The organism is Mesorhizobium sp. M7A.F.Ca.MR.176.00.0.0 (assembly GCF_004023165.1).
Classification (GTDB): domain Bacteria; phylum Pseudomonadota; class Alphaproteobacteria; order Rhizobiales; family Rhizobiaceae; genus Mesorhizobium.
On record NZ_RZTC01000018.1, the window covers coordinates 28,959 to 53,754 of the forward strand.

Consider the following 24,796-nt stretch of genomic DNA (forward strand, 5'->3'; position numbering starts at 1 on the left):
GTCTATCGGCTGCCCGCGGAAGATCATTTCGGGCAACTCGGCCAGTTGATGCGCCGCGAGATCGATGCCAACCCGCCAACCAACGTGCCATGCTGGATCAAGGTCAAGACCAGGGACGGGCCGCTGCGTGCCTTGGCTTTCGTCGCCGCGCCGGACGGCAGCGCCTATGCCGGCCGGTTGCCGTTGGAGCAGGTTGCCGACACTCTGGCGCGGGCTGCCGGTCATTGGGGCTCTTCGGCGCAGTATTTGTTCAGGACCGTGAGCAAGCTTGAAGAGAGCGGCATCCGCGACCGGAATCTCTGGCGCATCCAGGACTTGGTTGCACGGCAGATCGCCGCTTCAACCGGTGGCGCCGATTATGCTGATCTCTTCCTAACGGCAGGCGCGATAACCGTTTTTGCGGTTCTTGATGTCGAAATGGAAATGGTTGCGGTGGTCGTAATTGTAGCCGGGGCCGAGCACGGTGGTGAAGTACTGGCAGCCGTCGGCGCGCACATTGTTGAGGAAGCCGCGGGTGCGGAAAGCGAACAGGCCGGGCTTACGCACGTCAATGTCGTCGCCATTGTTGAGTTCGATGCTCATGACGTCGAGCGCATTTCCCTTGCCATGCTCGGACAGGACACCTTCGCCGGCAATCCTGCGGCAGGAATAGCTGGAGCCCTGGTGGATGGTCTTGACGTCGGAGAAATAGCGCCAGCGGGCGGAGGGGACGAGCTCGTTCTTCGTCCAGCCGGCAAAGGTGGCGGCCATGTCGCAGGTCAGGGTTGCCGCGGGTTTCATCTGGATGTTGCCGATGGCCGAAACCTTGACCGGATAATCGATGCCGCACTGGCCTTCATGGATCGGCGCCAGGTCGGTGTAGGCGACATCGAGACGCTTCAATTGCTGCCGGCAGTCGGTTTCGCTGGCCGGCATCTGCTCGACGGGCGACATCGGCTCGTCCATGCGCGGATAGGCGGCCTGCGTCATGTATGGATTGGAAGGGACAAGCTTCTGCATGCCGGCATATTGCGGCACGGCAGCCGTCTGCGCGCCGACGTCGACGGCTGGCTGCAGCGACAGCACACTACCGGTGTTGCAGGCGGAAAGCGCCGCCAGCGCCAGGCCGGCGGTCAGCATTGCTGCATATTTTGTCTGGCGCGCGGTGGCGAAAAACAAGGCCCGAAATTTGCCGGCCATTGGCGGAATCCCGTTGATGGATATCCGGCATTTTAACGATCAAGGGTAAAGGAAAACTCAGCGCCCGCGTTCATGCCTGCGGCCGAATGCGGCACGCGGCCTGGATCAGCCATGCTCACTGGCAGAACGTGCCGCCATGCCGGCGCGGTTCGAGATCGAGATGGAAATGCAGGGAGTGATCAGGATCGGCGCCTGGACCGAGCACCGTCTTGAAGGGTCCACAGGCCGCCTTGCGCACGGCGTTGAGGAATTTGGCGTCCTTCTCCGGCGGCGCCGGGCCGACCTCGATCTTCTTGCCGTCCGACAGCGTGAAGCTGGCGATGTCGAGCGCGTTGCCAAAGGCGTGTTCCGACAGTTCTCGGGTGCCGTTGCGTGGCCGGCAGACAAAGGCCGATGCCTGGCCGATCGATTTCAGGTCCTCACCGAATTCGGCTTTCGCCGCCGGCTGGATGACATCGGCGGCAAAACGCGCCGTTGCCTCGGCCATTTTGCAATTGAGCTCGGTTCCGGGGCCGATGGCGACGGACTTTCCAAGGTCCTTCAGCACGATGGGATAGGGGATCGAACAGCCGATTTCGGGCTGGCTTTCCGCCTTGTGTTCTTCGAATTCGACGCCGAGCGTCTTCAGCCGTTCGCGGCAGGCGACTTCCTCGGCTGGCATTTTCTCATCGGGGAGATCGGCCGAGCGCGGATCGGGCAGCATCTTCTTCTCGTCCGCGTCCGCCGGCTTTTGCGGCGGTTGCGGGGCAACGGTGGGCGGCTGAGCCTCGGGCTCCGCGATGTCCGGTTTTGGCGTCGGCGTTGGCGCGACCGCCGGCGGTTCCGGCTCGCTTTTCGTATCGGTTGAGGGTTCGGGAACCGGCGGTTCGGGAAGTGCCTGCTTTTCCTGGCGGGATTTTTCTTCAGGGTTACGGTCGGGCGCGCCGGCGGTGTTCGGACCTTTCTTCTGCTCCCCGGTCTTTGCTGCGTCGGCCTTTGGAGTGTCCGTCGGGCGTGGCTCGGGCACCGGAATATTGGGTCCAGGCACCGGAACATCGGCAGGCAAGGGCAGCCGCAACTGCGTTTTCTGCTGTGCCTGCTTCCGCGTCACCGACCGGTGTCTTCGTGGTTTCAGGTGCTTTCCGCCTCGCTGTTTGAGGCGCTGTTCGGCTCGTGGAGTCAACGGCTGCTCTATCCTCGGCGTCAACGGCTCGTGATGCCGATGGCGATGTCTCGCCTCGGCCGGCATCATCAGCAAGGCCGTGACGGCCATGACGAACAAGATCCTGAACGTTCGGGAAAAGATAAGCGACCCCATCGCCGTCAACGGCGCCGACGCAAGGTGGTTGCCTCGGCCGCATCACGAACGGTAACCGCTCCGTTACGCACCGATCGCTTCCAGCCCTTCCTCCAGCCAGTCGGCGAGCAGCGGCATGCCAAGCAGGTATTTTGCGGTGCGCTTGTTGGCGCGTTCGCGCGCGGCCGCCAGCGCGTCCGCCCATTCGGTGGCGTCGTAGTCGCCGCGACCGACCCAGGCCAGCGCGATCAGTTCGGCTGCTTCATCGACATTGAGGTCGTTGATCAGTTCGCGCAGCTCTTCCTCGGTCAGATTCTCGGAGCTTTCCTCGGCAAGGCCGTCATGGTGATGGTTGACATGGGACTCGCCGTCGAGCTCGACCTCATGCTCGGCGCCATCGGCATAGTCTTCATTGACGGCCGCACTCAGCGCCTTGGCCTTGAGGATGAACAGGCGCACAGTGTCGGGGCCGATCGAAAGCTCCCAGTCCTTTTCAAGCCGCCGCTGCAAGGGCCGTCTCCCTCAGGTCGTTTGCCGGATGATAGCGGATTTGCGGCATCCGTCACCTGATGTTCTCCGCACGCAATTTTCCGGGATGAAACGCAAGCCGTCCGGCGTTAGTGTTGCATTCTCACCCTCCAGGAGGCTTCGATGCATAAAAGAGTGCTGATCCAGGTGGCGACTGCCCTTGTCGCGCTGCAGTTCCTTGCCGTTCCGGTGTTCGCCGCCGGCGGTGACAGTGGCGGCAGCGATCAGACGGTCACCCAATGCAAGAAGGGCGAAGTCTGGGACAAGAAGAAGAAAAAGTGCGTCGCACCCCAGGAGGGCATGCTCGACGACGACAGCATCTATGATGCTGGCCACGCGTTGGCGATGGCCGGGCGCTATGACGAGGCGATCGCCGTGCTCAGCCTTGCCGCCAACAAGCAGGATCCGCGCATCCTCAACTATCTCGGCTATTCGCACCGCCATTCCGGCCGCGTCACCGTCGGCCTCGGCTATTACGAGGAGGCGCTGCGCATCGATCCGAACTACACGCTGGTGCGTGAATATCTCGGCGAAGCGCATCTGCAGATCGGCGATCTGGCCGGCGCCCGGCAACAGCTGATGGAAATCGAGAAGCGGACCGGCAAGGGTTCGCGCGAATATGGCATGCTGGCCGAGCAGATCGACCATTTCATGAGAAGCTAAAAAGATCCCAGGGCTCTTCCAAGCGGCCGCGAGCGATCGCGGCCGCTTTTTGTTGCCCCCAGCCTCATTCACGCCCTGGCTGATGAAAACGGGGATGATTTTAGCAAAACCGATTTTTGGGCGTGAAAAACCCGCTGACATTGCTATATTCAGGGAAATTGCGGTGAAACGGTTCCGTTAGCCCGAGGCTGCCGGACCCGTTTTCTTTTTGTACCCATCGACAAGGCTTTCCCCGAAACGCGGGGGTGGCAGCAGGAAAGGTCAGGCATCATGAACAAGGTCCCGATGACAGGCGAGGGGTTCGCGTCATTGAAGGAAGAACTGCGCTGGCGCCAGCAGGAAGAGCGGCCGCGCATCATCGAGGCGATCTCCGAAGCGCGCTCGCATGGCGACCTGTCCGAAAATGCCGAATATCATGCCGCCAAGGAGGCGCAGAGCCTTAACGAGGGCCGCGTCAACGAGCTTGAAGATTATATCGCGCGGGCCGAAGTGATCGACGTCAGCAAGCTCAGCGGCGACAAGATCAAGTTCGGCGCCACCGTGGTGCTGGTCGACGAGGACACCGAGGAAAAGAAGACTTACCGGATCGTCGGCGACCAGGAGGCGGACGTGAAGTCCGGCCGCATCTCGATCTCCTCGCCGATCGCGCGTGCGCTCATCGGCAAGGAAGTCGGCGACGCCATCGAAGTCAATGCGCCCGGCGGTGCCAGGGGGTATGAGATCGTCCAAGTGCAGTTCATCTAGGGAATTTGAGGGGGGCGGCTGCGACTTTTAAGCTGAGGTTTGCGCCGCCCCTCATCGCCCTGCCGGGCATTTCTCCCCGTATAGTGACGGGGAGAAAGATGCTCCCATCGACGATTTCGCCGATTTTCAACGTAGCAGAATAGACGCTGGCCTTGCGTTCAGCTCTCTTCTCCCCGTCGTTATACGGGGAGAAGGTGCCGGCAGGCGGATGGGGGGCGGCGCTGGCCTTTGCAAATTGATTTGATTGATAAATCAATTCTTGCCAGCGTTGGCCGTGCCAAGGACCTGGAGTCCCGCCAGCCTCTCTGCCTCCGCCACCACCTCCACCGGCATCACACGCTTACCGGGCGCGGCCAAAAGCGTCGACGCATATTGCCCGCGCGGACCCGTCAACCCGGGCTCGGTCGCCAGGAACACCGCAACCGTTGGCAGGCCGAAGGCGCTGGCGAGATGGGTCAGCCCGGTGTCGGCGCCGATGACCAGTTCCGAGCGGCCGATGAACGCAGCGATGTCGGCCAGCGGTGACTTTGGCACCACAACTGTCGATGGCACTGCCTTGGCAATGGCTTCGGCCACGGCCTTCTCGCGCTCGTTCGACCAGGTCGTGACCGGCGTTATCCCCCGCTCAATCAGGAGGCGCGCGGTTTCAATCCAGTCTTCGGCCGGCCATTTCTTGTCTTCGCGGCTGGTGCCGTGCAGCAGGAAGGCGGTTTTTCCGGCGATGCCCGCCAGAGTGCCGACGGGCGGCACGATGCCGGAGTCCAGGGTCGAAAGATCGGGCTGATAGCCGAGCGCCAGCCCGAACAGCCGCCGTATCCGTTCGATGGCGTGCAGGTCGCGCGGCACGGGATAAGTGGCATCGTAGAACAGCGTCGCAGAAGGTTCGCGCGCGCTCGAACGGTCGAAGCCGGCAATGGGGGCGCCGGCTTGCCTTGCCACCACAGCCGATTTCAGGAGGCCTTGCGCATCGATGACGAGGTCGTAACGGCAATCGCGCAAGGTGCGGCGCAGGGCGGCCGCCTCGCGCCAGGTGCCGCTATCGAGCAGCGCCTTGCGCCAGCGCCGGATCGCCACCGTGTGGATCCGATCGATCGCCGGGTGAAGCGTGGCGATACCGGCAAATGCCTCTTCGACGCACCAGTCGAAGGACAGGTCCGGGCGGTTGCGACGAGCATCCTCGACGGCCGGAAAGGTGTGGATGACATCGCCCATCGACGACGTCTTGACGATCAGCACCTTCATGCCGCGGCCGGGATGTCCAGCAGCCGGTCCGCCGCTGCTGCGACCTGGCCGACTTCAAGCGTCTTCAGGCAGTTGAGGTGGCCGAGCGGGCAGACCTTCTGGTGGCAGGGCGAGCACGACAGGCCAAGCCAGACCAACTCGCGGCGTTCCCCCAGCGGCGGCGTGTTCTCAGGCGAGGTCGAGCCGTAGACGGCGACGATCGGCGTGCCGACGGCGGCCGCGACATGCATCAGCCCGCTGTCGTTGGACACGGCCAGCCTCGCGGCTGATATCAGGTCGATGGCGTCCTCCAGCCGCGTCTGTCCGGCGAGATCGACGAGGCCGGGGGCCAGGGCCGCGATCTCCGCCGTCACGTCGCGGTCGTTCTTCGAGCCGAACAGAGCGACCTTCAAGCCTTTGCCCATGAAATCGCGGGCAAGTCCGGCATAGCTTTCGCTGGGCCAGCGCTTGGCCGGGCCGAATTCCGCACCGGGCATCAGGGCCACGAATTTCTGCGGCGCCAGGCCGAAACGGCCGAGCAGGTCGACCTGGTTTTTCGTGTCCACGCTAAGCCGTGGCGCCCGGAAAGTGCCGCCCTGGGCGAGACCGAAATAGGCCTGCGCTGTGCGTCGTTTCACGTCATCGGGCAGCGGCACAATGTCGGTCAACAGGCCGTAACGCATCTCGCGTAAATTGCCGACACGGCGCGGAATACGGGCAAAGAACGGGATCAGCGCCGACTTCCAGCTGCCCGGCAGGATATAGGCCATGTCGTAGCGGCCGCGTAGCAGCCGGCCGAAGCGGCGGCGATGGGTGAATTCGAGCGCACCGGGTTTGAGCGGAAAGTCGATCTGCTGGCGGATTTCGGGCATGCGCTTGACCAGCGGCGCGGCCCAGGCCGGCGCCAGCACATCGATGGGGGCGTTGGGATGCAACTCCTTCAGCGCCGAAAACAGGCACTGTGCCATCACCATGTCGCCCACCCAGCGTGGGCCGATCACGAGGATCGTTGGGCTTTCAGCCATTCGACATAGTCTCTGACACCGGTTTCCACTGTCCGGAATTGGCCGTTATAACCGGCCGCGCGCAAACGGGACATATCAGCTTGCGTAAAGCTCTGGTAGCTGCCCTTGAGATGGTCGGGAAAGGGGATGAATTCAATCTCGCCTTTACCCAACGTGTCGATCACCGTTTCGGCTATGGCGCGGAAGGGCTGGGCACGGCCGGTGCCGCAATTGAAGATGCCGCTTGAGCCCTGTTTCCACAGCCACAGATTGACGTCGGCAACGTCGCCGACGTGGATGAAGTCACGGCTTTGTTCGCCGGGTCCGAACCCGTCATAGGCGCCGAACAGTTTCGGGTTCTGGCCTTGCTCGACCTGGTTGAACAGATGGAAGGCGACGGAGGCCATGGCGCCCTTATGCGCCTCGCGCGGGCCATAGACGTTGAAGTAGCGCAAGCCCACGATCTGTGAATGGTCGGTATCGAAGGCGGTGCGCCCGGCGAACACGGTTCGCCTGACGTAATCGTCGAACAGCTTCTTGGAATAGGCGTATACGTTGAGCGGCCGCTCGAGCGCGGGATCCTCGCGAAACTCCGAGCCGCCGCCATAGACGGAAGCCGAGGAGGCATAAAGGAAAGGCACGCGCAGCGCCTGGCTTGCATGCAGCAGCCGTTTCGAGAAGGCGTAATTCACCTCCATCATAAATTTGCCGTTCCACTCGGTGGTGGTCGAGCAGGCGCCCTGGTGGAACACCGCCTCGATGCGGCCGAGCGAGCCGGCCTCCATGCGGTCCAGGAAATCGTTCTTGTCGAGATAGTCGGCGATCTTGAGATCGGCAAGATTGGCGATCTTGTGACCGTCGGTAAGGTCGTCGACGACGAGGATGTCGTCATGCCCTTCGGCATTCAGCGCGGCGACGATGTTGGAGCCGATCATGCCGGCGCCGCCCGTGACGATGATCATGGAGGGCCTCTGGTTGCTTGCGATTCCGGTCCTTATAGGGGAGGCTAGGCGGGCTGTCGACAAAGCCAGGTGCATGCGCCTGTCCTGCCACTTTATGCGCTTGTCTGTTCTGTCTGTTTTGTCTATTATGGACAAAACAGGGTATCCCATGAAAAACTATCCATCGACCGATCTGAAACAGAATCTTGGAGATGTGCTTGCAGCTGCCAGCCAGCAGCCGGTCTCCATCACTCGCCACAACAAGCCGAGATACGTCCTGATGAGCATCGAGGCCTACGAAGCGCGCTTCGGCAACGAGAGCCGCCGCGTCTACGCTGCGGAGGATGCCCCGACCGAACATGTCGAGATGCTCGAGGAGTACGCCGCGGAATTGGACCGTGATTAAACCCGCCGCTGCGGACGTCTGGCGATATCCATATCTTTGGCATCGCCAACACGGAGACGGCGAGACCGAAGGCCGGAAGTCACGGCCTGTGGCCTTTGTGGCTGTCCTGCCTGGGAAAGCCGGCGGTACGAACCTCTTCATCCTTGCAATCACTTCCACGCAGCCGGGCCGTGATCGCGTTGCCGTCAGCATCCCGGAAATTGAACGCCACCGTGCGGGCCTCGACCCTATGCCCCTTTGGGTCATGGTCGATGAGTACAATCATGATATCCTGGAAGCGTCGGCCTATTTCGAGCCGGGTGCGCGAATCGGCGCGTTCAGCCCGTCATTTCACAAGAAAATTATGTTCGCTTTTACTGCGGTTGTCCGCACGGGTCAGTCCAAAGCCATCCCGCGCGCGGACTGAATCGACAGAACAGAGCACGATCGTGAGGGACCAAAAATGCCATCGACCGAACTGCTCATCGCGTTTTTCGCCACCACGGCGATTTTCGCCTACATTCCAGGCCCGGCCATGCTCTATGCGGCCGCGCAGACGATGGCGCGCGGCCGCTGGTCCGGCCTGACGGCGGCACTTGGCATTCATCTGGGCGGCTACGTGCATGTTTTCGCCGCGGCTGCCGGGCTGTCGGTGCTGTTTCATGCCGTGCCGACGCTGTACCTGGCGGTCAAGCTGGTCGGCGCGCTCTATCTGATCTGGCTTGGCGTCTCGCTGTTTCGCAAGCGCGTGGAGGGCGATGCGGCGCTGCCCGCGATCGAGCGCAAATCGGCACGGCGTGCCTTTTTCGAGAGCATCACCGTCGAGGTGCTCAATCCGAAGACAGCGATCTTCTTCATGGCGTTCCTGCCGCAATTCATCGACGCCTCGGCGGCGTTTCCGGTCTGGCTGCAGTTCGTCGTGCTCGGCACGATCGTCAATCTGATGTTCTCTTCGGCCGATATCGTCTGTGTGTTCCTGGCGGGCGCCGTGATCGGCCGTTTGCGGCGTTCGAGCCGCGCACAGCGGCTGATGCAACGGGCGGGAGGGGCTGTGCTGGTCGGGCTGGGCGTCCATGTCGCCCTGCAGAAGAGCTGACCGCCCGAGCCTGCCGGGATCATGCCCTGCCGTTGCGCTGCGTGAATTTGCGGTATATCGGCTTTCGCCATGAACGATCCGACCAGTCGATTGATGAGCACTTATGAGATTGAAATCGGCCTTTTCCCTGTGTTGCCAGTGACATGATCAAGCACAATCCGCCTTCTCCCGAACCGTTGCACCGCGCCATTGCGCGGTTCGGCCAGGCCACAGTGCTGGTGGTCGGCGACTTCATCCTCGATCGTTTCGTCAACGGCGTCATCGAGCGGATCTCGCCGGAGGCGCCGATACCGGTGCTGCACGGGCGCGGCGAGACCTCGACCATGGGCGGCGCCGGCAATGTCGTGGCCAACATCGTTTCGCTCGGCGCTGCCGCTATTCCCGTCTCGGTCATAGGCACCGATGTGGCAGGCGATAGCCTGGTGCGGATGCTCGGCGAGCTTGGCGCCGATACGGCGGGCCTCGCGCAGGAGCGTGGTCGCATGACCTCGTCCAAAAGCCGCTTCAGCGCGCTCAACCAGCAGGTGCTGCGTTTCGACGAAGAGGAGATCAAGCCGCTCGGCGCTGCGGAGCGAGCCGGCCTGATCCGGCATTTCCGCGCCGCGCTGGCGCACGCCGACATCGTCATCCTGTCCGATTACGGCAAGGGCATCCTGCTCGACGGCGTCGCCGGCGACTTGATCGCCATCTGCCGCGAGGCTGGAAAGCCGGTGCTGGTCGACCCGAAGGGCCGCGATTATGCGCGCTATGCCGGGGCGACCGCCATTACCCCCAACCGCAAGGAACTCGGCGAGGCCGCCGGCCATGCGGTGTTCGCCGATGACGAGATCGTGGCTGCCGCACGCGAGCTGATTTCGGCACATGGTTTCGATTTCGTGGTCGCGACGCGCAGCGAAAAGGGCATGAGCGTGGTCGGCCCCGACGAGGCGCGCCACATCGCCACCCAGGCGCGCGAAGTGTTCGACGTTTCGGGCGCCGGCGACACGGTGATCGCGAGCTTCGCGCTGGCGCTGGCCGTGGGCGCCGATACGGTCATGGCCGCTTCGATCGCCAATGCCGCTGGTGGCGTCGTGGTGGGAAAACGCGGCACCGCGCGGCTGACGGTCGAGGAACTCACCGGCGCGCTGTTCCGTTCGCATGGGCCGACGGCCCACAAGGACGCCATCCTCGACGCCACGTCGGCCGCGCGCATGGTGGCGGCGTGGAAGGAAGAGGGCCTGAGCGTCGGCTTCACCAATGGCTGCTTCGACATCCTGCATGCCGGCCATGTCAGCTTGCTGCACGCGGCGCGCAGCCAATGCGACCGGCTGGTGCTCGGCCTCAACAGCGATGCTTCGGTGCGGCGACTGAAGGGCGCCGGGCGCCCGGTCAACGACCAGCACGACCGCGCCTGCGTGCTGGCAGCACTTGCCTCGGTCGATGCGGTCGTGGTGTTCGAGGAAGATACGCCGCTGGCGCTGATCGAAGCGCTGCTGCCCGACATACTGGTCAAGGGGGCCGATTACACGGTCGACACCGTGGTCGGCGCCGATGTGGTGCAGAAGGCCGGCGGACGCGTCGTACTGGTCGATCTGGTCGCCGGAAAAAGCACCACCAACACCATTGGCAAATTGCGCGCCGGCGGCACCACAAACTGAGGGTTTCATGTCCGAGTTGAACGATTACCTTGTCCGCTCCGTGGCTGCCATATCAGCCATGGTCGAACGGGACCTGACCGGTGAGATGGAGCGGGCAGCGAGCGCCGTGGTGACTGCGCTTTCGTCGGGGAAAGCTTTGCTCATCGCCGGCAATGGCGGCTCGGCCAGCGACGCCATCCACATTGCCGGCGAACTGGTCGGCCGCTTTCTCAAGGAGCGCAAGGCCTACAATGTCATCGCGCTGCCGGCCAATGCAGCGGTGCTGACCGCCTGGGGCAACGACTATGGCTTCGACACGGTGTTTTCGCGCCAGGTCGAGGCGCATGGCGCTGCCGGCGGCGTGCTCCTGGCGATCTCGACCAGCGGCAATTCGCCGAGCATCCTTGCCGCCGCCGAACAGGCGCGGAGGATGGACATGACGGTGATCGGCATGACCGGCGACACCGGCGGCAAGCTGAAGCCTCTGTCCGATATCCTGCTCAACGTGCCGTCGACCTCGACGCCGATCATCCAGCAGGGGCATCTGTGCCTTTACCATCATCTGTGCGAGGTGGTCGAAGCGCGCCTCAGCAATGGCTGATCCCACGACCTCTGGCCGCTTTCCGCTGGCGGAGCCGGGCCTATGGGTCGAGCGGGTCGGCTCAAGGGTGTTCGCCGCCGGCTCGCCGGCGCTGTTCCTCGATCGCGACGGCACCGTAAATGTCGATACCGGCTATCCGGATGATCCTGCCGAAATGGTGCTGCGCGCGGACATAGCCGCGGTGATAGCCGCCGCCAACCGGGCCGGCATTCCGGTCATCATCGTCACCAACCAGTCGGGCATCGCGCGTGGCTATTTCGGCTGGGGCGATTTCGCCGCCGTCAATGGCCGCGTGCTCGAGCTGCTGCGCGTCGACAATGCGTTCGTCGATATGGTCGTCGCCTGCGCCTATCACGAAGCTGGCTCCGGTGTGCTTGCGGTTGCCGATCATCCGATGCGCAAGCCCAATCCGGGCATGCTGCTGGAGGCGGCCGGGCGCCTCGGGCTCGATCTGCGGCGTTCGCTAGTCGTCGGCGACAAGGAGGCCGACATGGAGGCGGGACAACGCGCCGGCCTCGCGCAGGGCTGGCTGGTAGATGGACAAGCAGCTGTCCGATCGGGCTTCACAATTCGGCCTTGGTGCGAGCGCGCGGATTTCGACGGCCTGCTCGCCGCAATAGCTGCGCTTGGCACCGCCTCGGGCGCGCCGTGACGGCTTACATCCGATCTTTGTCTCGCCAGGCTTCATAAAGCTTGGCCTCTGTCGCGAACGAATACAGCATCACCAGCATCGAATAGACGAACCCGTGCCGGCCGCACAGGAAGTAGCGCTTGGCCAGGTAGAACTTCAGAAAGTTGCCGAGCGGCGACAGCACCAGTCTTATCAGGCCGGGCTTCTTGGCTCGTTCGACCAGCGTGGCAACCTTGAGGCTGGAGTAGGTGTTGGCCCTTGCCAGATCCTCGGCAATAGTCATTTCGCGGCGATGCAGCAGCACGCCATTTTCTATCGTGCCGGTTTCGCCTGGCACCTCGAACGACTCATGGACCCGCAGATTGAGGTCCATCGTGGCCTTGTCGCGGCGGAAAAGACGCAGCAGCCTGTTGTGAAGCACCCAGCGGTGCGCATAGCCATAGCCCTTCAGCTTGTCGCGGCGTCTGATGTACCATCCGTCGAAGGCGTCATTCCCAAGCTGGGTCACATTCGTGATTGACTGCCTGAGCACGTCGTCGATGGCCTCGTCGGCTTCAATCGAAAGGCACCATGGTTGCGTGGCCTGATCGAGCGCGAATTGCCGCTGACGAGGAAAGCCCGGCCAATCGTTGTGAAAAAGCCTTATCGGGTAGCCTTTGGCGATGTACCCATTGACGACGTCCAGAGTGCTGTCCGTCGAGCCCGAATCGACGACGATGATCTCGGCGCAGAAATCGACGCTTTCCAGGCACTCGCCGATCATGTCGGCCTCGTTCATGCAGATGACCAGCGCCGAAACCGGGCTAGAAAATCGAGTCATCGTCCCACCCCACGGCACACTGTTCTCGGAATTGGGCTGCCCTGCGCCCCTGTTTACGCAATCCCGAAAGCGCTATGCGCTTTACCCGGGAAAACCGTTACATACTTTTTCTGGAATTGCTCTAGGAAACCAACAAGACGGCTGCGGCAGAAATTCCGGCTTCACAGGAGAGCTATCGAACGCCAAAGCGGCGCTGATATGGCGAGGCCTTCAAGCGACATCGGCGAAAGCTCGTTGCGGTTCAACCGGCTCAAGGCTGTGCGAACGAGACCAGCCCTTCGTCCTTGACCCGGCGGATGGTGAGCGCTGTGCGCACCGTGTCGACATTCGGGGTCGAGGTCAGTTCCTCGATGACGAAGCTCTGGAAGGCGCCAAGGTCGCTCGCCACGCAATGCAGCAGGAAATCGGATTCGCCCGACACCATCCAGGCGTCGCGTACGATCGGCCAGCCGCGGGTGCGCTCGGCAAAGATGCGCAGCTCGGCATCGGCCTGATGATGCAGGCCGACCAGGCAGAAGGCAACGACATCGAGGCCGAGCGCTGATGCATTGAGCAAGGCACGGTAGCCACGGATGATGCCGGCTTCCTCCAGGCGCTTGACGCGGCGCAGGCATGGCGGCGCCGAAATGCCGACGCGGTTCGACAGTTCGACATTGGTCATGCGGCCGTCGCCCTGCAATTCGCGCAGGATCTTCCAGTCGATGGCGTCGAGGTCGGCCTTGAGGGGCATGTGGGCTCTCGATCATGAGGGGTAATACGCAAGAACCTTGCGTGATTTTGTAATTAAACGACTTCGCTGTCCATTCCATCCTTCGCCCGGAATATTTCGCGGGATCAGCGGCCGACAGGTGCGACAAAGCTTTCCGGGGACGAACTCCAACTTGCCTTGCTGGCGTCGTGGGCAACACTTACATTACGCGCGACAATGATCATGCCGCAATTGCCGGCAGCCCTCCGCAGAGGCTTTAGATGACCACCAAGCACGCGCCCGTTCTCATCATCGGTTCCGGCCCGGCCGGCTATACGGCGGCGGTCTATGCCGCCCGCGCCATGCTGAAGCCGATGCTGGTCGCCGGCCTGCAGCAGGGCGGGCAGTTGATGATCACCACCGATGTCGAAAACTATCCCGGCTTCGCCGACCCGATCCAGGGTCCGTGGCTGATGGAGCAGATGCTGAAACAGGCCGAGCATGTCGGCACCGACATCATCAACGACATCATCACCGAGGTCGACCTCAACGTGCGACCGTTCCGCGCCAAGGGCGATTCCGGCACGACCTATACCGCCGACGCGCTGATCATCGCCACCGGCGCGCAAGCGAAATGGCTGGGCATCCCGACCGAGCAGGACTTCATGGGTTTTGGAGTCTCGGCCTGCGCCACCTGCGACGGTTTCTTCTACAGGGGCAAGGATGTCGCGGTGGTCGGTGGCGGCAATTCCGCGGTGGAAGAGGCGCTCTATCTGTCCAATCTCGCCAGGAGCGTGACGGTCATCCACAGGCGCAGCGATTTTCGCGCTGAACGTATTCTGCGCGAGCGGCTTCTGAAGAAGGACAATGTCCGCGTCATCTGGGACACGATCGTCGATGAGATCACCGGTCGACCCGGCAAGACGCCGCTGCCGCCCTCGGTCGAGGGGCTGAAGCTCAAGCATGCGGTGACCGGCGAGGTGTCGCACCTCAAGATCGACGGCGTGTTCGTGGCCATCGGCCATGCGCCGGCGGTTGAACTGTTCGCCGGCAAGCTCAAGCAGAAGCCGAACGGCTATCTGTGGACAGCGCCGGATTCGACCCGCACCGATGTGCCGGGCGTGTTCGCGGCCGGCGATGTGACCGACGATATCTACCGCCAGGCGGTGACGGCAGCGGGGCTCGGCTGCATGGCCGCGCTCGAGGCGGAGAAGTATCTGGCCGGCATCGAAGTGCATCGCGAAGCGGCCGAGTAGAGAGTTCAGAGAGCGGCTTAGAAACGCCGTGTAAAAGCCTGATTTTTCATTCAGACGCCAAAACAGAACGAGGGGAATCATGGCGTTGGACTGGGACAAGCTACGCGTGTTTCACGCTGCGGCGGAGGCGGGGTCGTTTACCCATGCGGCCGAGACATTGCATCTGTCGCAATCGGCGATCTCGCGGCAGGTCAGCGCGCTCGAGCATGATGTCGGCGTGCCGCTGTTCAACCGCCACGCCCGCGGGCTGGTGCTGACCGAGCAAGGTGAGATGCTGTTTCGCACGGCGCATGACGTGCTGATGAAGCTGGAGACCATCAAGTCCCGGCTGACCGAGACCAAGGATCGCCCGTCGGGCGTGCTGCGGGTGACAACGACGGTGGGGCTGGGCGCCGGCTGGCTGACCGAGCGGGTGCAGGAATTCATCGAACTCTATCCCGAAATCAGCCTGCAGTTGATCCTCGCCAACGAGGAGCTGGATCTCACCATGCGCCAGGCCGATTGCGCCATCCGGCTGCGCCAGCCGCAGCAGCCGGACCTGATCCAGCGCCGCCTGTTCACCGTGCATTTCCACCTCTACGCGGCCCCATCCTATGTCGCCAAGCACGGCAAGCCGTCTTCCGTCGCCGAGCTGAAGGCCCATCGCATCGTCACCTTCGGCGTGCCGGTGCCGTCGCATCTGTCGGAGCTGAACTGGCTGGAAACGGTCGGTGATTTCGAAGGCGGACAAAGGGTGCCGACGCTGCAGATCAACGACATATTGTCGATCAAGCGGGCGGTGCAGGGCGGTGCCGGCATCGCCATGCTGCCCGACTATGTGATCAGCAAGGACTCCGATCTGGTGCAGCTGCTGCCGGAGACCGAGGTGCCGTCTTTCGACACCTATTTCGCCTATCCCGACGCGATGAAGAACCAGGCCAAGCTGCATGTGTTCCGGGACTTCATCATCGCCAAAGCCCGAAGCTGGTCCTTCTGATTTTCGTTTTCACGCCCTGCGGGATTATCCCCGCCAGGGCATCAGCCGAGGCAGCCAGCCGGGCACGTTGCGGCGGTAGGTCTCGTATTCGGCGCCATAACGGCGGCTAAGCGTCGGCTCTTCATAGAGCCTGACGAAGGCGCCCATGGAGACAGCGCTGACGGCGGCATAGGCGACCAGCGCCCAGCTCGAGAACAGCAGCGCCTGGCCGAGGATGATCGACAGCACGGCGACATACATCGGGTTGCGGACATGGCGGTAGATGCCGCCTATCACCAGCCTCTCGGTCGGGGCGACCGGTGCGGGTGTGCCCAGGCCCTCAAGCGCAAAACGGCCGAAGGCATGCAGGAGTGCCGCGCCCGCGGCAACGATCAGAAGCCCGCCAACAGGGGCAAAGCCCGGCAGGCTCGACCAGGGCAAGCCCCAGCGATCGGTCAACAACCAGGGCACCAGCCCGGCAACCACGCACGGCGCCGATGAAGAAGGCCGCACTGCCGGCGATCGCCGAAAACCTCCGCATTGGCTGCTTGCTCCGCGATTGCCTTAGAAATGCACGCCTGCTGCCCGCTTCCACATCATTGCCCAGTTTTGGCATTTCGAGCCGTAAGCCAGCCGAGATTAGCGATTCTGTAGTTGCAATTGCCCGATTCAGCGCTCCATTTCGACGATTTTGCTGGTCCTATTGGCTTCTGGAATGGGTTAGACCACAGCCTGCGTCTTTTTGCATGTGTGTGTTGCAAAATAGATGCTTGTTTCTTGGGCATGATGAGCACATATATAGATCATCTCCTGGGCGCGTTCTCCTCCCATTAGCGCCCTCGAGTGTTCCCCTCTGGAGGTTAGCCTTAACAGGCACTCCAATCAAACTCAGCCGGATCTTCATTGATCCGGCTTTTTTGTTGCCTGTACCCTGCTGGGCCGGCCAAAAATTCCATCACAATTGCCACGTAACGGTGACATGTAACCTCTGGTAACATATCCCGGACGCCCGCGACCTGCTATGTAGATCATAGGACGCGGTGTGGTTCGGACGGGAGATGGGGGCATCACTCGTACGGCCCGGGCTCAGGCGGCTACCGCGTCCGAACCGTTTTTCCGCCGAACTCGGCGGTACCAAATGCGGCGGACCTGACGTTTTACCTCCCAAGGAAACGGTCCGCGAACAAAACGACGTCCGGTCCCCGCCGGACGTCGTTTTCTTTTGTTCCCCCGAATCAGGTTCGAGAGGAACGCCACGCCATCAGGCGGCCTTGCCGTTGGTGTTCATGGCGTCGTCGGCCAGACGGCCGGTGAGTTCGGCCATGTGGTCGAAGACGGCACGATAGCTGGCAACGCCCGCGGTCGCCGAGCGCAACTCGATGATCAGGTCGCCGATCTCGGCTTGCGGCATGGTTGCCTCGACGACATCCCATCCCGGCCAGTCGGGTCGCGCGTCGTAGCCGAGGATCTGGCCGCGCCGCTGCGGGATGAGAGCGATGATCTTCGAGGTGGCGTCGGAGGGGGTGACGATTTCGACCTTCATCACGGGCTCCAGGAGCACCGGCAAGCACGCGGCCATGCCTTCCTTCATCGCCAGCCTGGCCGCCATCTGGAAGGCCATGTCGGAGGAATCGACCGCATGATAGGAGCCGTCCGACAGGTTGACTGCGACATCCACGACCGGAAAGCCAAGCGGCCCGGATTTCAGATAGTCGCGGACCCCGGTCTCGACCGACTGGATGTAGGTCTTGGGCACGACGCCGCCGGTGATGGTGTCGGTGAACTGGAAGCCGGAACCGCGCGGCAGCGGCTTGATCTCGATCACCACGTCGCCGAACTGGCCATGGCCGCCGGACTGTTTCTTGTGACGGCCGCGCTGCTGCGCCGATTTGCGGATCGTCTCGCGATAGGGCACCGCCGGCGGATGACCTTCGACCGGTATCTGGTTCTTGCCTTCCAGCCGCTCGCGCACCACGCGCAGATGCATCTCGCCATGGCCCGACAGCACGGTTTCGGCCGAGTCCTGATTGTGGCGCAGGCTGAGCGATGGGTCCTCCTCGGCCAGCCGCTGGATGGCAGCCGACATCTTCACTTCGTCCTTGCGCTCCTTGGGGCGGAGCGCGAAGGCGAAGACCGGCTGCGGCGGCTCGAACTGGACGAGGGGCTTGATGCCGCCCTTGGCCGAGCTCAGCGTCTGGCCGGTCTTGACCTCGTCCAGCTTGCCCAGTGCCACCGTGTCGCCGGCCTTGGCGATGGAGAGCTTGGACTGGTCCTTGCCGAGCATCCGGTAGATGCCGGAAACCTTGGCGGTGTCGCCGCCGGGCAGCCAGAGTTCGGAACCGTCGACGACCTGACCGGAGAGGATGCGCGACACCGACAGCTTGCCGCCATGCGAGGTGTGGATGGTTTTCATCACCTGGACCAGGGTAGCCGCGCCGTCGGGTGCACCGAGCCGTTTGCGGGTCGCCTCGATGTCGGGCGCGTCGTGGCGGATCGCCTTCAGGAGGCGCAGCACGCCGTTGCCTTTCTCGGCGGTGCCGATCAGCACCGGGATCACCGCACCGTCACGCAGGTCGGCGGCGAGGTCGTCGAAGATCGCATCCTTGGGCGGCTCGATCTCCTCGAGCAGTTGTTCCATCAACTGGTCATCATGGTCGGCCAGCGTCTCCAGCATCGAGAAACGCGCTTCGAGCTCGCGCGCCTTGTCGTCGCCGGGAATCTGCGCCACCTCGCTTTCGGCATATTCGCGATAGATGTAGGCGCGCTCCAGCGCCAGGTCGATCGAACCAATGACGACACCGTCCTTGCGCAGCGGAATCTGGCGCAGCAGCAACGGCACGGCACTGGCCGGCTGCAGCATCTTCAGCGTGTCGCGCACGCCGGTGATTGCCTTGTCGACCTTGTTGAGGAACAGAATGCGCGGCACTCCGAGATCGTCGAGCTTGCGCATGATCAGTTGCAGGGCAGGGATCTTCTTTTCATCGGCCTCGGCTACGACGACCGCGAGGTCGCAGGCGGCCAGCACCGGTTCGGCCTCGAAAGAGAATTCGATGGAACCGGGACAGTCGACGAAGGTGATCTGCTCGCCCATGAATTCGGTCGTGGCGACCGTCGCCTCGACGCTCATGGCGTGGGCGCGCGCCTCGGGCGAATGATCCGAAACGGTGTTACCTGATGAAACGGGATTTTGTCGGGGAATTGAGCCCGTACGGGCCAATATGGCTTCGAGAAGTGTCGTCTTACCGCTTGCGAAGGGACCGACTATGGCAATGCATTTCGGTCCCGTGCGTCGTCCTCCGGCGCGAGTACCCATGACTGACCTCCACTCAGGCGTTTCCCGTAGGACCGACTGGCATGTATGGTTCAGGCTTGGTCAATCGGTCCTGAGCGGCGGCCGGCCTGTTCGACCGTCGCGGGCGGGTTCTTTTCAAGTGCCACCTGCCCAAAGCCATCGTCCCACTTGTTTGCCGGCAGGGCAAGAAAAATAGAAACCCTTTGCTCGGCAGTGGACCGTGCGGATCATATGCTGGGCTGGCAGCGGGAAGCTGTTGCACGTCGACCGATATCGGCCGAAACTGAAAACAGGCGACCCATCGCCCGCTGTTTGAAGGACCATCGACCCATGAAGATCATTGCCTGCGGCAGCGTGCCGACCGTCATCGCGCCGGAAAAATACTTCACCGGCCGGGTGCTGCAGACGCCGATCATCGAGAAAGAGGCGCCGGCGCGGCTGCGGGCCACGCTGGTCAGCTTCGAGCCGGGCGCGCGCACCCACTGGCATACGCATCCGCTTGGCCAGACGCTGTACGTGACGGTGGGCGCCGGGTTTGCCCAGACGTGGGGCGGCCCGATCCAGGAGATCAGGGCCGGCGACGTCATCTCGTTCGCGCCTGGCGAAAAACACTGGCATGGCGCGGCGCCCAAATCGGCGATGACGCATATCGCGATGCAGGAGGCGCTCGACGATGTCCATGTCGATTGGCTGGAGGGGGTCACCGACGAGCAGTTTGGCGGCCGAGACACCTAACCGGCGGAGGGCAGGCTTCCTGCCGCAGCGATCGTCGCGCCAGCTGCAAAACCGCTGGCATTTAAACCACTCTGACGCCCAGAAAATTCAGCCTCCGCCGGGCGCCTTCCCACGCCCTGATGCTGACATCGTTGAGATAGCAGTCCATCAAGACCCTGCAGCCGACCAAAATCTCGATCGGTTGTCCGGCAAAACCATTGCGCCCGGCCGCCCAAAAAAATTGTGTATTGTTCCGTCGTCAAAGCCATTTTCTCCGAAATCGGAGACCCCCCCTACGTCCCCTTCAAACCAACGCTGAAAATCGACAAGGGTGCTGTTGCTTCGGTAATCTCGTCCCACGGCTTGATCGCCTGAAAAGGTGCCAAAAACGACATCGGTCGCCTGAAGGACTCTGGTGTGGCTGTAGCCGATTTCGTCACGCATCCACCTGTACCTTGTGTCGTAGGTGGAGACGAATTCCGCAAACAAGTCGAGCCGGCCGGTCTTCTTGGGAGTGTAGGTAAACCAGATGCCGCTTTCGAGCATGGCGTGCAGGTAATCTCTATCGCCGGCGCTGTTGTTTTCGAAAAATACCAAGCCGCCCAAATCCGGCGCTCCATCCCACTCGTAAGATTCGTCTCGCAGAATGCGTCCGTCCCCGGTCCGGTTGAACCAGCTGTATTTGTAGTTACCGAAGGTGCCAGGCCAAAAATGGAAATACTCATAGGGATCGCCTTGCAGTTGCCGCGTTTCCATCGGCATCGCCCCATCTTTGCGGCGCGGCAAGACAACCATTTCGGAGCGATCGAAACTGTTGCCTAGAATTCGCTTTCGATCGTTGCGATCGGCAAAGCGTTTCAGTTTTGCCCTGGTCCATTTTTCAGTTTCCTCGGTCCAGTAACAGCCCGACTGCGCTTTCAGATAATCAATTTTTGCCTCGCCAAGAGCGGAGATCTGGCCCTCGTCGTTAGGGTCCGACTGCTTGAAATAGTTCATTGATGTGGCTGTCTGCTCGGCAAATGAAACACTGAGCGCCTGCTTGAACCGCTCGGTATTTTCAGTGCCCGGCCCGGACACTATGAATTCGCCGTCATGATTGTTTGATGGATTGCCGCCTTTGGCCATGATGCATCTCCCTTCCGAGGCTTCATGGTTGATCGAATGCGGCCGGCTTCCTAGTCGTCATATGACGATGGTCCGCGGGTTCGCTGCGCACGTTTCCCGGATTGCAAGCTGATTTCGCGCGTCTGGCTCGTACACCATGCCGGCCGGCAACGTCCCTCGGAGCCACTTCGGCTTTGACTGTAGCACCTGCATGGCCTCTAACTCACGTCTGGATATAGCCATGTCAAAGCACCGTCTGCCCCTGGTCGCCGCTATCTATCTTGGTTCGTTCGTGGCTCTGCTCGACGTCAGCATCGTCAATGTCGCGCTGCCGACCATCCAGCAGGCGTTGCAAACCGATTTCGGCGGCCTGCAATGGGTGGTCGACTCCTACACGCTGTGCCTGTCCGCCTTCATGCTGTCGTCCGGCCTGATCGGCGATCGCTATGGCCGCAAGCGCTCGTGGCTGGCCGGCGTCGGCATCTTCGTGGCCGGTTCGCTGATCTGCGCCGTCGCGCCCAATCTGCCGGTGCTGCTGGCCGGCCGGGTGGTGCAGGGCATCGCCGGCTCGCTGCTCATTCCAGGCGCGCTGTCGATCCTGACGCAGGCCTTTCCCGATGCGCGCCAGCGCGCCGGCGTCATTGGCGGCTGGGCGTCGTTCGCCGCCATCTCTCTGCTCGTTGGTCCCGTCCTCGGTGGCATCCTGGTCGAGACCGTCGGCTGGCAAAGCATCTTCCTGATCAACCTGCCGCTGGGCTTGATCACGATCGCGCTCGGTGCTGTTTCGATCAACGAGACGGCGCATCCCGAACATGCCCATCTCGACCTCGTCGGCCTGGCTCTCAGCATCCTTTGGCTGGGGGCGCTGACCTTCGGCCTGATCTCGGCCGGCGAGAATGGCTGGGGCGAGCCAAGGACGGTCGCGGCGCTGGTCGCCGGCGTCGTCGGCCTGGCTGCTTTCCTCGGCTTCGAGGCGCGCACTGCACGCCCGATGCTGCCGCTTGGCCTGTTCCGCGATGTCCGCTTTGCCGTCGCCAATGTCGCTTCGTTCGCGCTCGGCTTCACCTCCTATTCCAGCGTCTTCTTCTTCTCGATGTTCCTGCAGCAGGTGCAGGGCTGGTCGCCGACGCAGACCGGCCTGCGCATGGCGCCGGCCTTCATCGTCCAGATCGTGGTGTCGCCATGGATCGGCAGGCTGAGCGCCCGCTATGGTCACTCTGCGTTGATGACCATCGGCTATGTTGCTATCGGCCTGTCCATGCTCGGCATGTGCTGGGCCGGCCCTTCGACGTCCTACGCGATGCTGTGCCTTCTGTTCGCCATTGGCGGCCTCGGCAACGCGCTTGCAATCCCGACCGGCAGCGCTGCCGCCATGTCCTACGCGCCGCGCGAACGCTCGGGCATGGTGTCGGCGGTCATCAATGCCACCCGCCAGAGCGGCCTTGCCATCGGCATCGCCTTGCTCGGCGCCTTGATGAGCATGCGGGCAACCAACCTTTTGACCGGGTATCTCGGCGATGCCGGTGTCGCCAACGCGGAAGCGGTGGCTCGTGCTGCGATTTCACGGCATGATTTCGCAACCGATGCGGCGATGGGCGAAAGCGGCGTGCATGAACTCTATGCTGCCGCCTATGCCGGCGGCTTCCACGCCGCGATGCTGATGGCAGCGATCGGCGCGTTCCTCACCGCCGCATTGCTGGTTGCCGTGCTGGCGCCGGCCGAGGCGCGCTCGGCCAAAGAGACCAAGCACGAGGCGTGAGGCTGACGGCCCATTAAAAAACCCGGCGGTGAAGCCGGGTTTTTGCGTTCATAGTGCGTCGGTCAGGTCAGCGAAGCCGTAAAACGCTGGATGCGTGTGCAGGCTTCTTCCAGAAGCGTCTCCGAGGTCGCGTAGGAGATGCGGAAGTTGGGCCCGAGGCCGAAGGCCGAGCCGAACACCACCGCGACGCCCTCGGCTTCGAGCAGTTCCGAGCAGAAGGTCTCGTCGGTGTCGATCAGCCTGCCGGCCTTGGTCTTCTTGCCGATCAGCTGGGCGCAGGAAGGATAGACATAGAAGGCGCCTTCCGGCGACGGACAGGTGATGCCGCGTGCCTGGTTGAGCATCGACACGACAAGGTCGCGCCTGCCTTGAAAGATCGCCTTGTTTTTGGCGATGAAATCCTGCGGGCCATTCAGCGCCTCGACGGATGCCCATTGCGCAATGGTGCAGGCGCCCGATGTCTGCTGACCCTGGATCATGTCCATCGCCTTGATCAGTTGAACCGGACCCGCCGCATAACCGATGCGCCAGCCGGTCATTGCATAGGCTTTCGACACGCCGTTCATGGTCAGCGTGCGCTCGTAGAGCTTAGGCTCGACCTCGGCGATGGTCTTGAAGACGAAATCGCCATAGGTCAGGTGCTCGTACATGTCGTCGGTCAGCGTCCAGACATGCGGATGCCTCAGCAGCACGTCGGCCAGCGCGCGCAGTTCGGCCTCGGTATAGGCAGCGCCTGACGGGTTCGACGGCGAGTTCATCAGCAGCCATTTGGTCTTCGGCGTGATCGCCTTTTCCAGCACGGAAGCGGTCAGCTTGAAGCCATTGTCGATCGAGGTGTCGGCAAACACGGAGGTGCCGCCGCAGATGGCCACCATCTCGGGGTAGCTGACCCAGTAGGGGCGAGGAATGATGACCTCGTCGCCGGCGTTCAGCGTCGCCATGAAGGCGTTGAACAGGATCTGCTTGCCGCCGGTGCCGACTATGGTCTGCTCGGGCTTGTAGTCGAGATTGTTCTCGCGCTTGAACTTTTTTGCGATCGCCTCGCGCAGCGGCACGATACCCGAAACCGGCGGATACTTGGTTTCGCCACGGCGGATCGCCTCGATTGCCGCATTCTTGATGTTGTCTGGCGTGTCGAAATCCGGTTCGCCGGCGCCGAGCCCGATAATGTCACGGCCGGCATTTTTCAGCTCGCGCGCTTTCTGCGTGACCGCGATGGTGGCGGAAGGCTTCACGCGGGAAAGGGTGTCGGCAAGAAAGGCCATGAGCTTGACGTCTCCATGGAAGATCGGCGCGGCCAGGAGCGACCGCGGCGCTTCTCATGTCGCATGATTTCGCGCAACGCAAGCATTGTCGGCTGATCCAGGTCTCAAGGAGCTGTGATCGGGACCCGGGGTCGGCAACAATAAATTCATTAACGAGCGGTAGAGGCTTGAGTGGCAGGATGGCAGACCAATTGCGGAGCGAGGAACCGTGTCGCGCAGCGTCGGGCTTGCCCACATCATCCGTCAGGACGACGGCACCTCCACCGGTGTCTGGGGTATCTACACGCTGCAAAGCGCCTTCCAGCCGATCTTCGCTTTCAAGGAAGGCAAGCTGTCAGTGGTCGCGTTCGAAGGGCTGATCCGACCGTTCCGCGACGGCGAGCCGCAATCGCCGATGAATTTCTTCTCGACCTGTCCGGCCGCCGACCGGCTGCATATCGAGGCGCTGACCAGGACGCTGCATCTTCTCAACGCCGGTGCCTGCCTGCCGCGGGAAGCATCGATCTTCGTCAATTTCGACCCGTCAGTGTTCACCGAACGCGCCGTTGCCGACGCTGCCTTGCGCGAAATGCGGCTCGTGCTGCACGAGGCCGGCATCGACCCGCGTCGCGTCGTCTGCGAGGTGACCGAGCAGCGGTCGGCGTCGCAGGAAGCCTTGCACGGCTTCGTCGCGGCACTGAGGGCCAACGGTTTTCGCATCGCCGTCGACGATTATGGCGCCGACGATTCCGACATCAATCGGGTCAAGGAATTGAAGCCGGATATCGTCAAGTTCGATGCCTACTGGATCACGCAGCTGATGGAGTCCGGCGCCGGCTTTGCGTTGCTGACCACCATGGTGAAGAACTTCGAGGAGCAAGGTATCCATACGGTGTTCGAAGGCATCGAGGAGGGCTGGCAACTGGAGCTCGCCGAGAAATCGGGTGCGTCGATGGTGCAGGGTTTCGTGCTGGCGCGGCCCGAATTGGCGCCGACCAGCTTTGGCGTCTTCGACAAGGCCAGGCAGGCGCCTGCCGCTGCTGCCGTCGACACGGCTGCTCCTGCCGCGGCAATGCCTT

At 62.5% G+C, this 24,796-nt stretch carries 24 protein-coding genes and 2 pseudogenes (1 of these 26 running past the window's edge); 14 read left to right on the forward strand and 12 right to left on the reverse strand.

Features of this window, described 5'->3' with window-relative positions:
- Positions 1-354 (forward strand): annotated as a pseudogene (locus tag EOB59_RS08845) (gamma-glutamylcyclotransferase); its annotated part reaches 373 nt to the left of the window's first position; the annotation flags it as partial.
- 18 nt (positions 355-372) lie between these two features.
- On the opposite strand, the gene EOB59_RS08850 reads toward EOB59_RS08845, so the two are convergent.
- The 3 genes from EOB59_RS08850 to EOB59_RS08860 form a co-directional block, all read right to left on the reverse strand.
- Positions 373-1,179, reverse strand: coding sequence for an extensin family protein (locus EOB59_RS08850; RefSeq protein WP_127396635.1), 807 nt, complete (start codon positions 1,177-1,179; stop codon positions 373-375).
- Positions 1,180-1,294: 115 nt separating this feature from the next.
- Positions 1,295-2,353 (reverse strand): extensin family protein, encoded by a 1,059-nt coding sequence (locus EOB59_RS08855; RefSeq protein WP_164895612.1) that lies wholly within the window; start codon positions 2,351-2,353, stop codon positions 1,295-1,297.
- Positions 2,354-2,539: 186 nt separating this feature from the next.
- Positions 2,540-2,965, reverse strand: a complete 426-nt coding sequence (locus tag EOB59_RS08860) for a DUF3775 domain-containing protein (protein WP_013530064.1) — start codon at positions 2,963-2,965, stop codon at positions 2,540-2,542.
- Positions 2,966-3,106: 141 nt separating this feature from the next.
- On the opposite strand from EOB59_RS08860, the gene EOB59_RS08865 reads away from it, so the two are divergent.
- Entirely contained in the window at positions 3,107-3,646 is a 540-nt protein-coding gene (locus EOB59_RS08865; protein ID WP_127270421.1) for a tetratricopeptide repeat protein, read from the forward strand.
- Positions 3,647-3,916: 270 nt separating this feature from the next.
- Entirely contained in the window at positions 3,917-4,390 is a 474-nt protein-coding gene (gene greA / locus EOB59_RS08870) for a transcription elongation factor GreA (protein ID WP_013530066.1), read from the forward strand.
- A gap of 252 nt (positions 4,391-4,642) precedes the next feature.
- Here greA and waaC read toward each other — a convergent pair whose 3' ends face one another.
- From waaC to rfaD, 3 genes are read right to left on the reverse strand one after another with little or no spacing between them, the layout of a single operon-like run.
- The gene (gene waaC / locus EOB59_RS08880) at positions 4,643-5,632 is read right to left on the reverse strand and encodes a lipopolysaccharide heptosyltransferase I (RefSeq protein ID WP_128288192.1); all 990 of its coding nucleotides are present in this window, start codon (positions 5,630-5,632) and stop codon (positions 4,643-4,645) included.
- A complete protein-coding gene (gene waaF / locus EOB59_RS08885; RefSeq protein WP_128288193.1) occupies positions 5,629-6,636 on the reverse strand; it encodes a lipopolysaccharide heptosyltransferase II in 1,008 nt (335 codons plus the stop codon). Before waaF ends, waaC begins: the two co-directional genes overlap by 4 nt.
- Complete coding sequence (gene rfaD / locus EOB59_RS08890) at positions 6,609-7,577, reverse strand: ADP-glyceromanno-heptose 6-epimerase (protein WP_127395770.1); 969 nt, start codon at positions 7,575-7,577, stop codon at positions 6,609-6,611. Before rfaD ends, waaF begins: the two co-directional genes overlap by 28 nt.
- Between rfaD and EOB59_RS36095 the strand changes: the two genes are divergently transcribed.
- From EOB59_RS36095 to EOB59_RS08920, 6 genes are all read left to right on the forward strand, one after another.
- Positions 7,549-7,962 carry a type II toxin-antitoxin system Phd/YefM family antitoxin gene (locus EOB59_RS36095; RefSeq protein WP_245486576.1) on the forward strand — a complete coding sequence of 138 codons (414 nt, stop codon included), beginning with the start codon at positions 7,549-7,551 and terminating at the stop codon, positions 7,960-7,962. The two genes, rfaD and EOB59_RS36095, sit on opposite strands and share 29 nt — an antisense overlap.
- On the forward strand, positions 7,955-8,368 hold the full coding sequence (locus EOB59_RS08900; RefSeq protein WP_236382885.1) for a hypothetical protein: 414 nt from the start codon (positions 7,955-7,957) through the stop codon (positions 8,366-8,368). The genes EOB59_RS36095 and EOB59_RS08900 overlap by 8 nt, the downstream gene beginning before the upstream one ends.
- A 36-nt stretch (positions 8,369-8,404) precedes the next feature.
- A complete protein-coding gene (locus EOB59_RS08905; protein WP_127270423.1) occupies positions 8,405-9,037 on the forward strand; it encodes a LysE family translocator in 633 nt (210 codons plus the stop codon).
- Positions 9,038-9,180: 143 nt separating this feature from the next.
- Positions 9,181-10,674: a D-glycero-beta-D-manno-heptose-7-phosphate kinase gene (gene rfaE1 / locus EOB59_RS08910; protein ID WP_127395769.1), complete on the forward strand. Its 1,494-nt coding sequence runs from the start codon at positions 9,181-9,183 to the stop codon at positions 10,672-10,674.
- 7 nt (positions 10,675-10,681) lie between these two features.
- On the forward strand, positions 10,682-11,254 hold the full coding sequence (locus EOB59_RS08915) for an SIS domain-containing protein (protein WP_127270425.1): 573 nt from the start codon (positions 10,682-10,684) through the stop codon (positions 11,252-11,254).
- Positions 11,247-11,906 carry an HAD-IIIA family hydrolase gene (locus EOB59_RS08920; RefSeq protein WP_127318543.1) on the forward strand — a complete coding sequence of 220 codons (660 nt, stop codon included), beginning with the start codon at positions 11,247-11,249 and terminating at the stop codon, positions 11,904-11,906. The genes EOB59_RS08915 and EOB59_RS08920 overlap by 8 nt, the downstream gene beginning before the upstream one ends.
- A gap of 4 nt (positions 11,907-11,910) precedes the next feature.
- Here EOB59_RS08920 and EOB59_RS08925 read toward each other — a convergent pair whose 3' ends face one another.
- Positions 11,911-12,705, reverse strand: a complete 795-nt coding sequence (locus EOB59_RS08925; RefSeq protein ID WP_127267435.1) for a glycosyltransferase family 2 protein — start codon at positions 12,703-12,705, stop codon at positions 11,911-11,913.
- Positions 12,706-12,955: 250 nt separating this feature from the next.
- A complete protein-coding gene (locus EOB59_RS08930) occupies positions 12,956-13,435 on the reverse strand; it encodes an Lrp/AsnC family transcriptional regulator (protein ID WP_128288194.1) in 480 nt (159 codons plus the stop codon).
- Positions 13,436-13,674: 239 nt separating this feature from the next.
- Between EOB59_RS08930 and trxB the strand changes: the two genes are divergently transcribed.
- Positions 13,675-14,649 (forward strand): thioredoxin-disulfide reductase, encoded by a 975-nt coding sequence (trxB, locus tag EOB59_RS08935; protein WP_127267436.1) that lies wholly within the window; start codon positions 13,675-13,677, stop codon positions 14,647-14,649.
- A gap of 79 nt (positions 14,650-14,728) precedes the next feature.
- Positions 14,729-15,625, forward strand: a complete 897-nt coding sequence (locus EOB59_RS08940; RefSeq protein ID WP_023809733.1) for a LysR family transcriptional regulator — start codon at positions 14,729-14,731, stop codon at positions 15,623-15,625.
- Positions 15,626-15,649: 24 nt separating this feature from the next.
- Here EOB59_RS08940 and EOB59_RS08945 read toward each other — a convergent pair.
- Together EOB59_RS08945 and EOB59_RS08950 are read right to left on the reverse strand one after the other, a co-directional pair.
- Positions 15,650-16,145 (reverse strand): annotated as a pseudogene (locus EOB59_RS08945) (isoprenylcysteine carboxylmethyltransferase family protein).
- A gap of 720 nt (positions 16,146-16,865) precedes the next feature.
- Entirely contained in the window at positions 16,866-18,917 is a 2,052-nt protein-coding gene (locus EOB59_RS08950) for an elongation factor G (protein ID WP_128288195.1), read from the reverse strand.
- Between the two features lie 309 nt (positions 18,918-19,226).
- Between EOB59_RS08950 and EOB59_RS08955 the strand changes: the two genes are divergently transcribed.
- On the forward strand, positions 19,227-19,631 hold the full coding sequence (locus EOB59_RS08955; RefSeq protein ID WP_127809577.1) for a cupin domain-containing protein: 405 nt from the start codon (positions 19,227-19,229) through the stop codon (positions 19,629-19,631).
- Between the two features lie 147 nt (positions 19,632-19,778).
- On the opposite strand, the gene EOB59_RS08960 is transcribed toward EOB59_RS08955, so the two are convergent.
- The gene (locus EOB59_RS08960; protein ID WP_127809578.1) at positions 19,779-20,735 is read right to left on the reverse strand and encodes a hypothetical protein; all 957 of its coding nucleotides are present in this window, start codon (positions 20,733-20,735) and stop codon (positions 19,779-19,781) included.
- Between the two features lie 220 nt (positions 20,736-20,955).
- Here EOB59_RS08960 and EOB59_RS08965 point away from each other — a divergent pair, with 220 nt between their 5' ends.
- Complete coding sequence (locus EOB59_RS08965; protein ID WP_128288196.1) at positions 20,956-22,473, forward strand: MFS transporter; 1,518 nt, start codon at positions 20,956-20,958, stop codon at positions 22,471-22,473.
- Between the two features lie 62 nt (positions 22,474-22,535).
- Here EOB59_RS08965 and EOB59_RS08970 read toward each other — a convergent pair whose 3' ends face one another.
- Positions 22,536-23,738, reverse strand: a complete 1,203-nt coding sequence (locus EOB59_RS08970; protein WP_127321441.1) for a pyridoxal phosphate-dependent aminotransferase — start codon at positions 23,736-23,738, stop codon at positions 22,536-22,538.
- Positions 23,739-23,946: 208 nt separating this feature from the next.
- Between EOB59_RS08970 and EOB59_RS08975 the strand changes: the two genes are divergently transcribed.
- Positions 23,947-24,796: EAL domain-containing protein (locus EOB59_RS08975; RefSeq protein ID WP_164895613.1), on the forward strand; the 850-nt coding region annotated here is incomplete at its 3' end.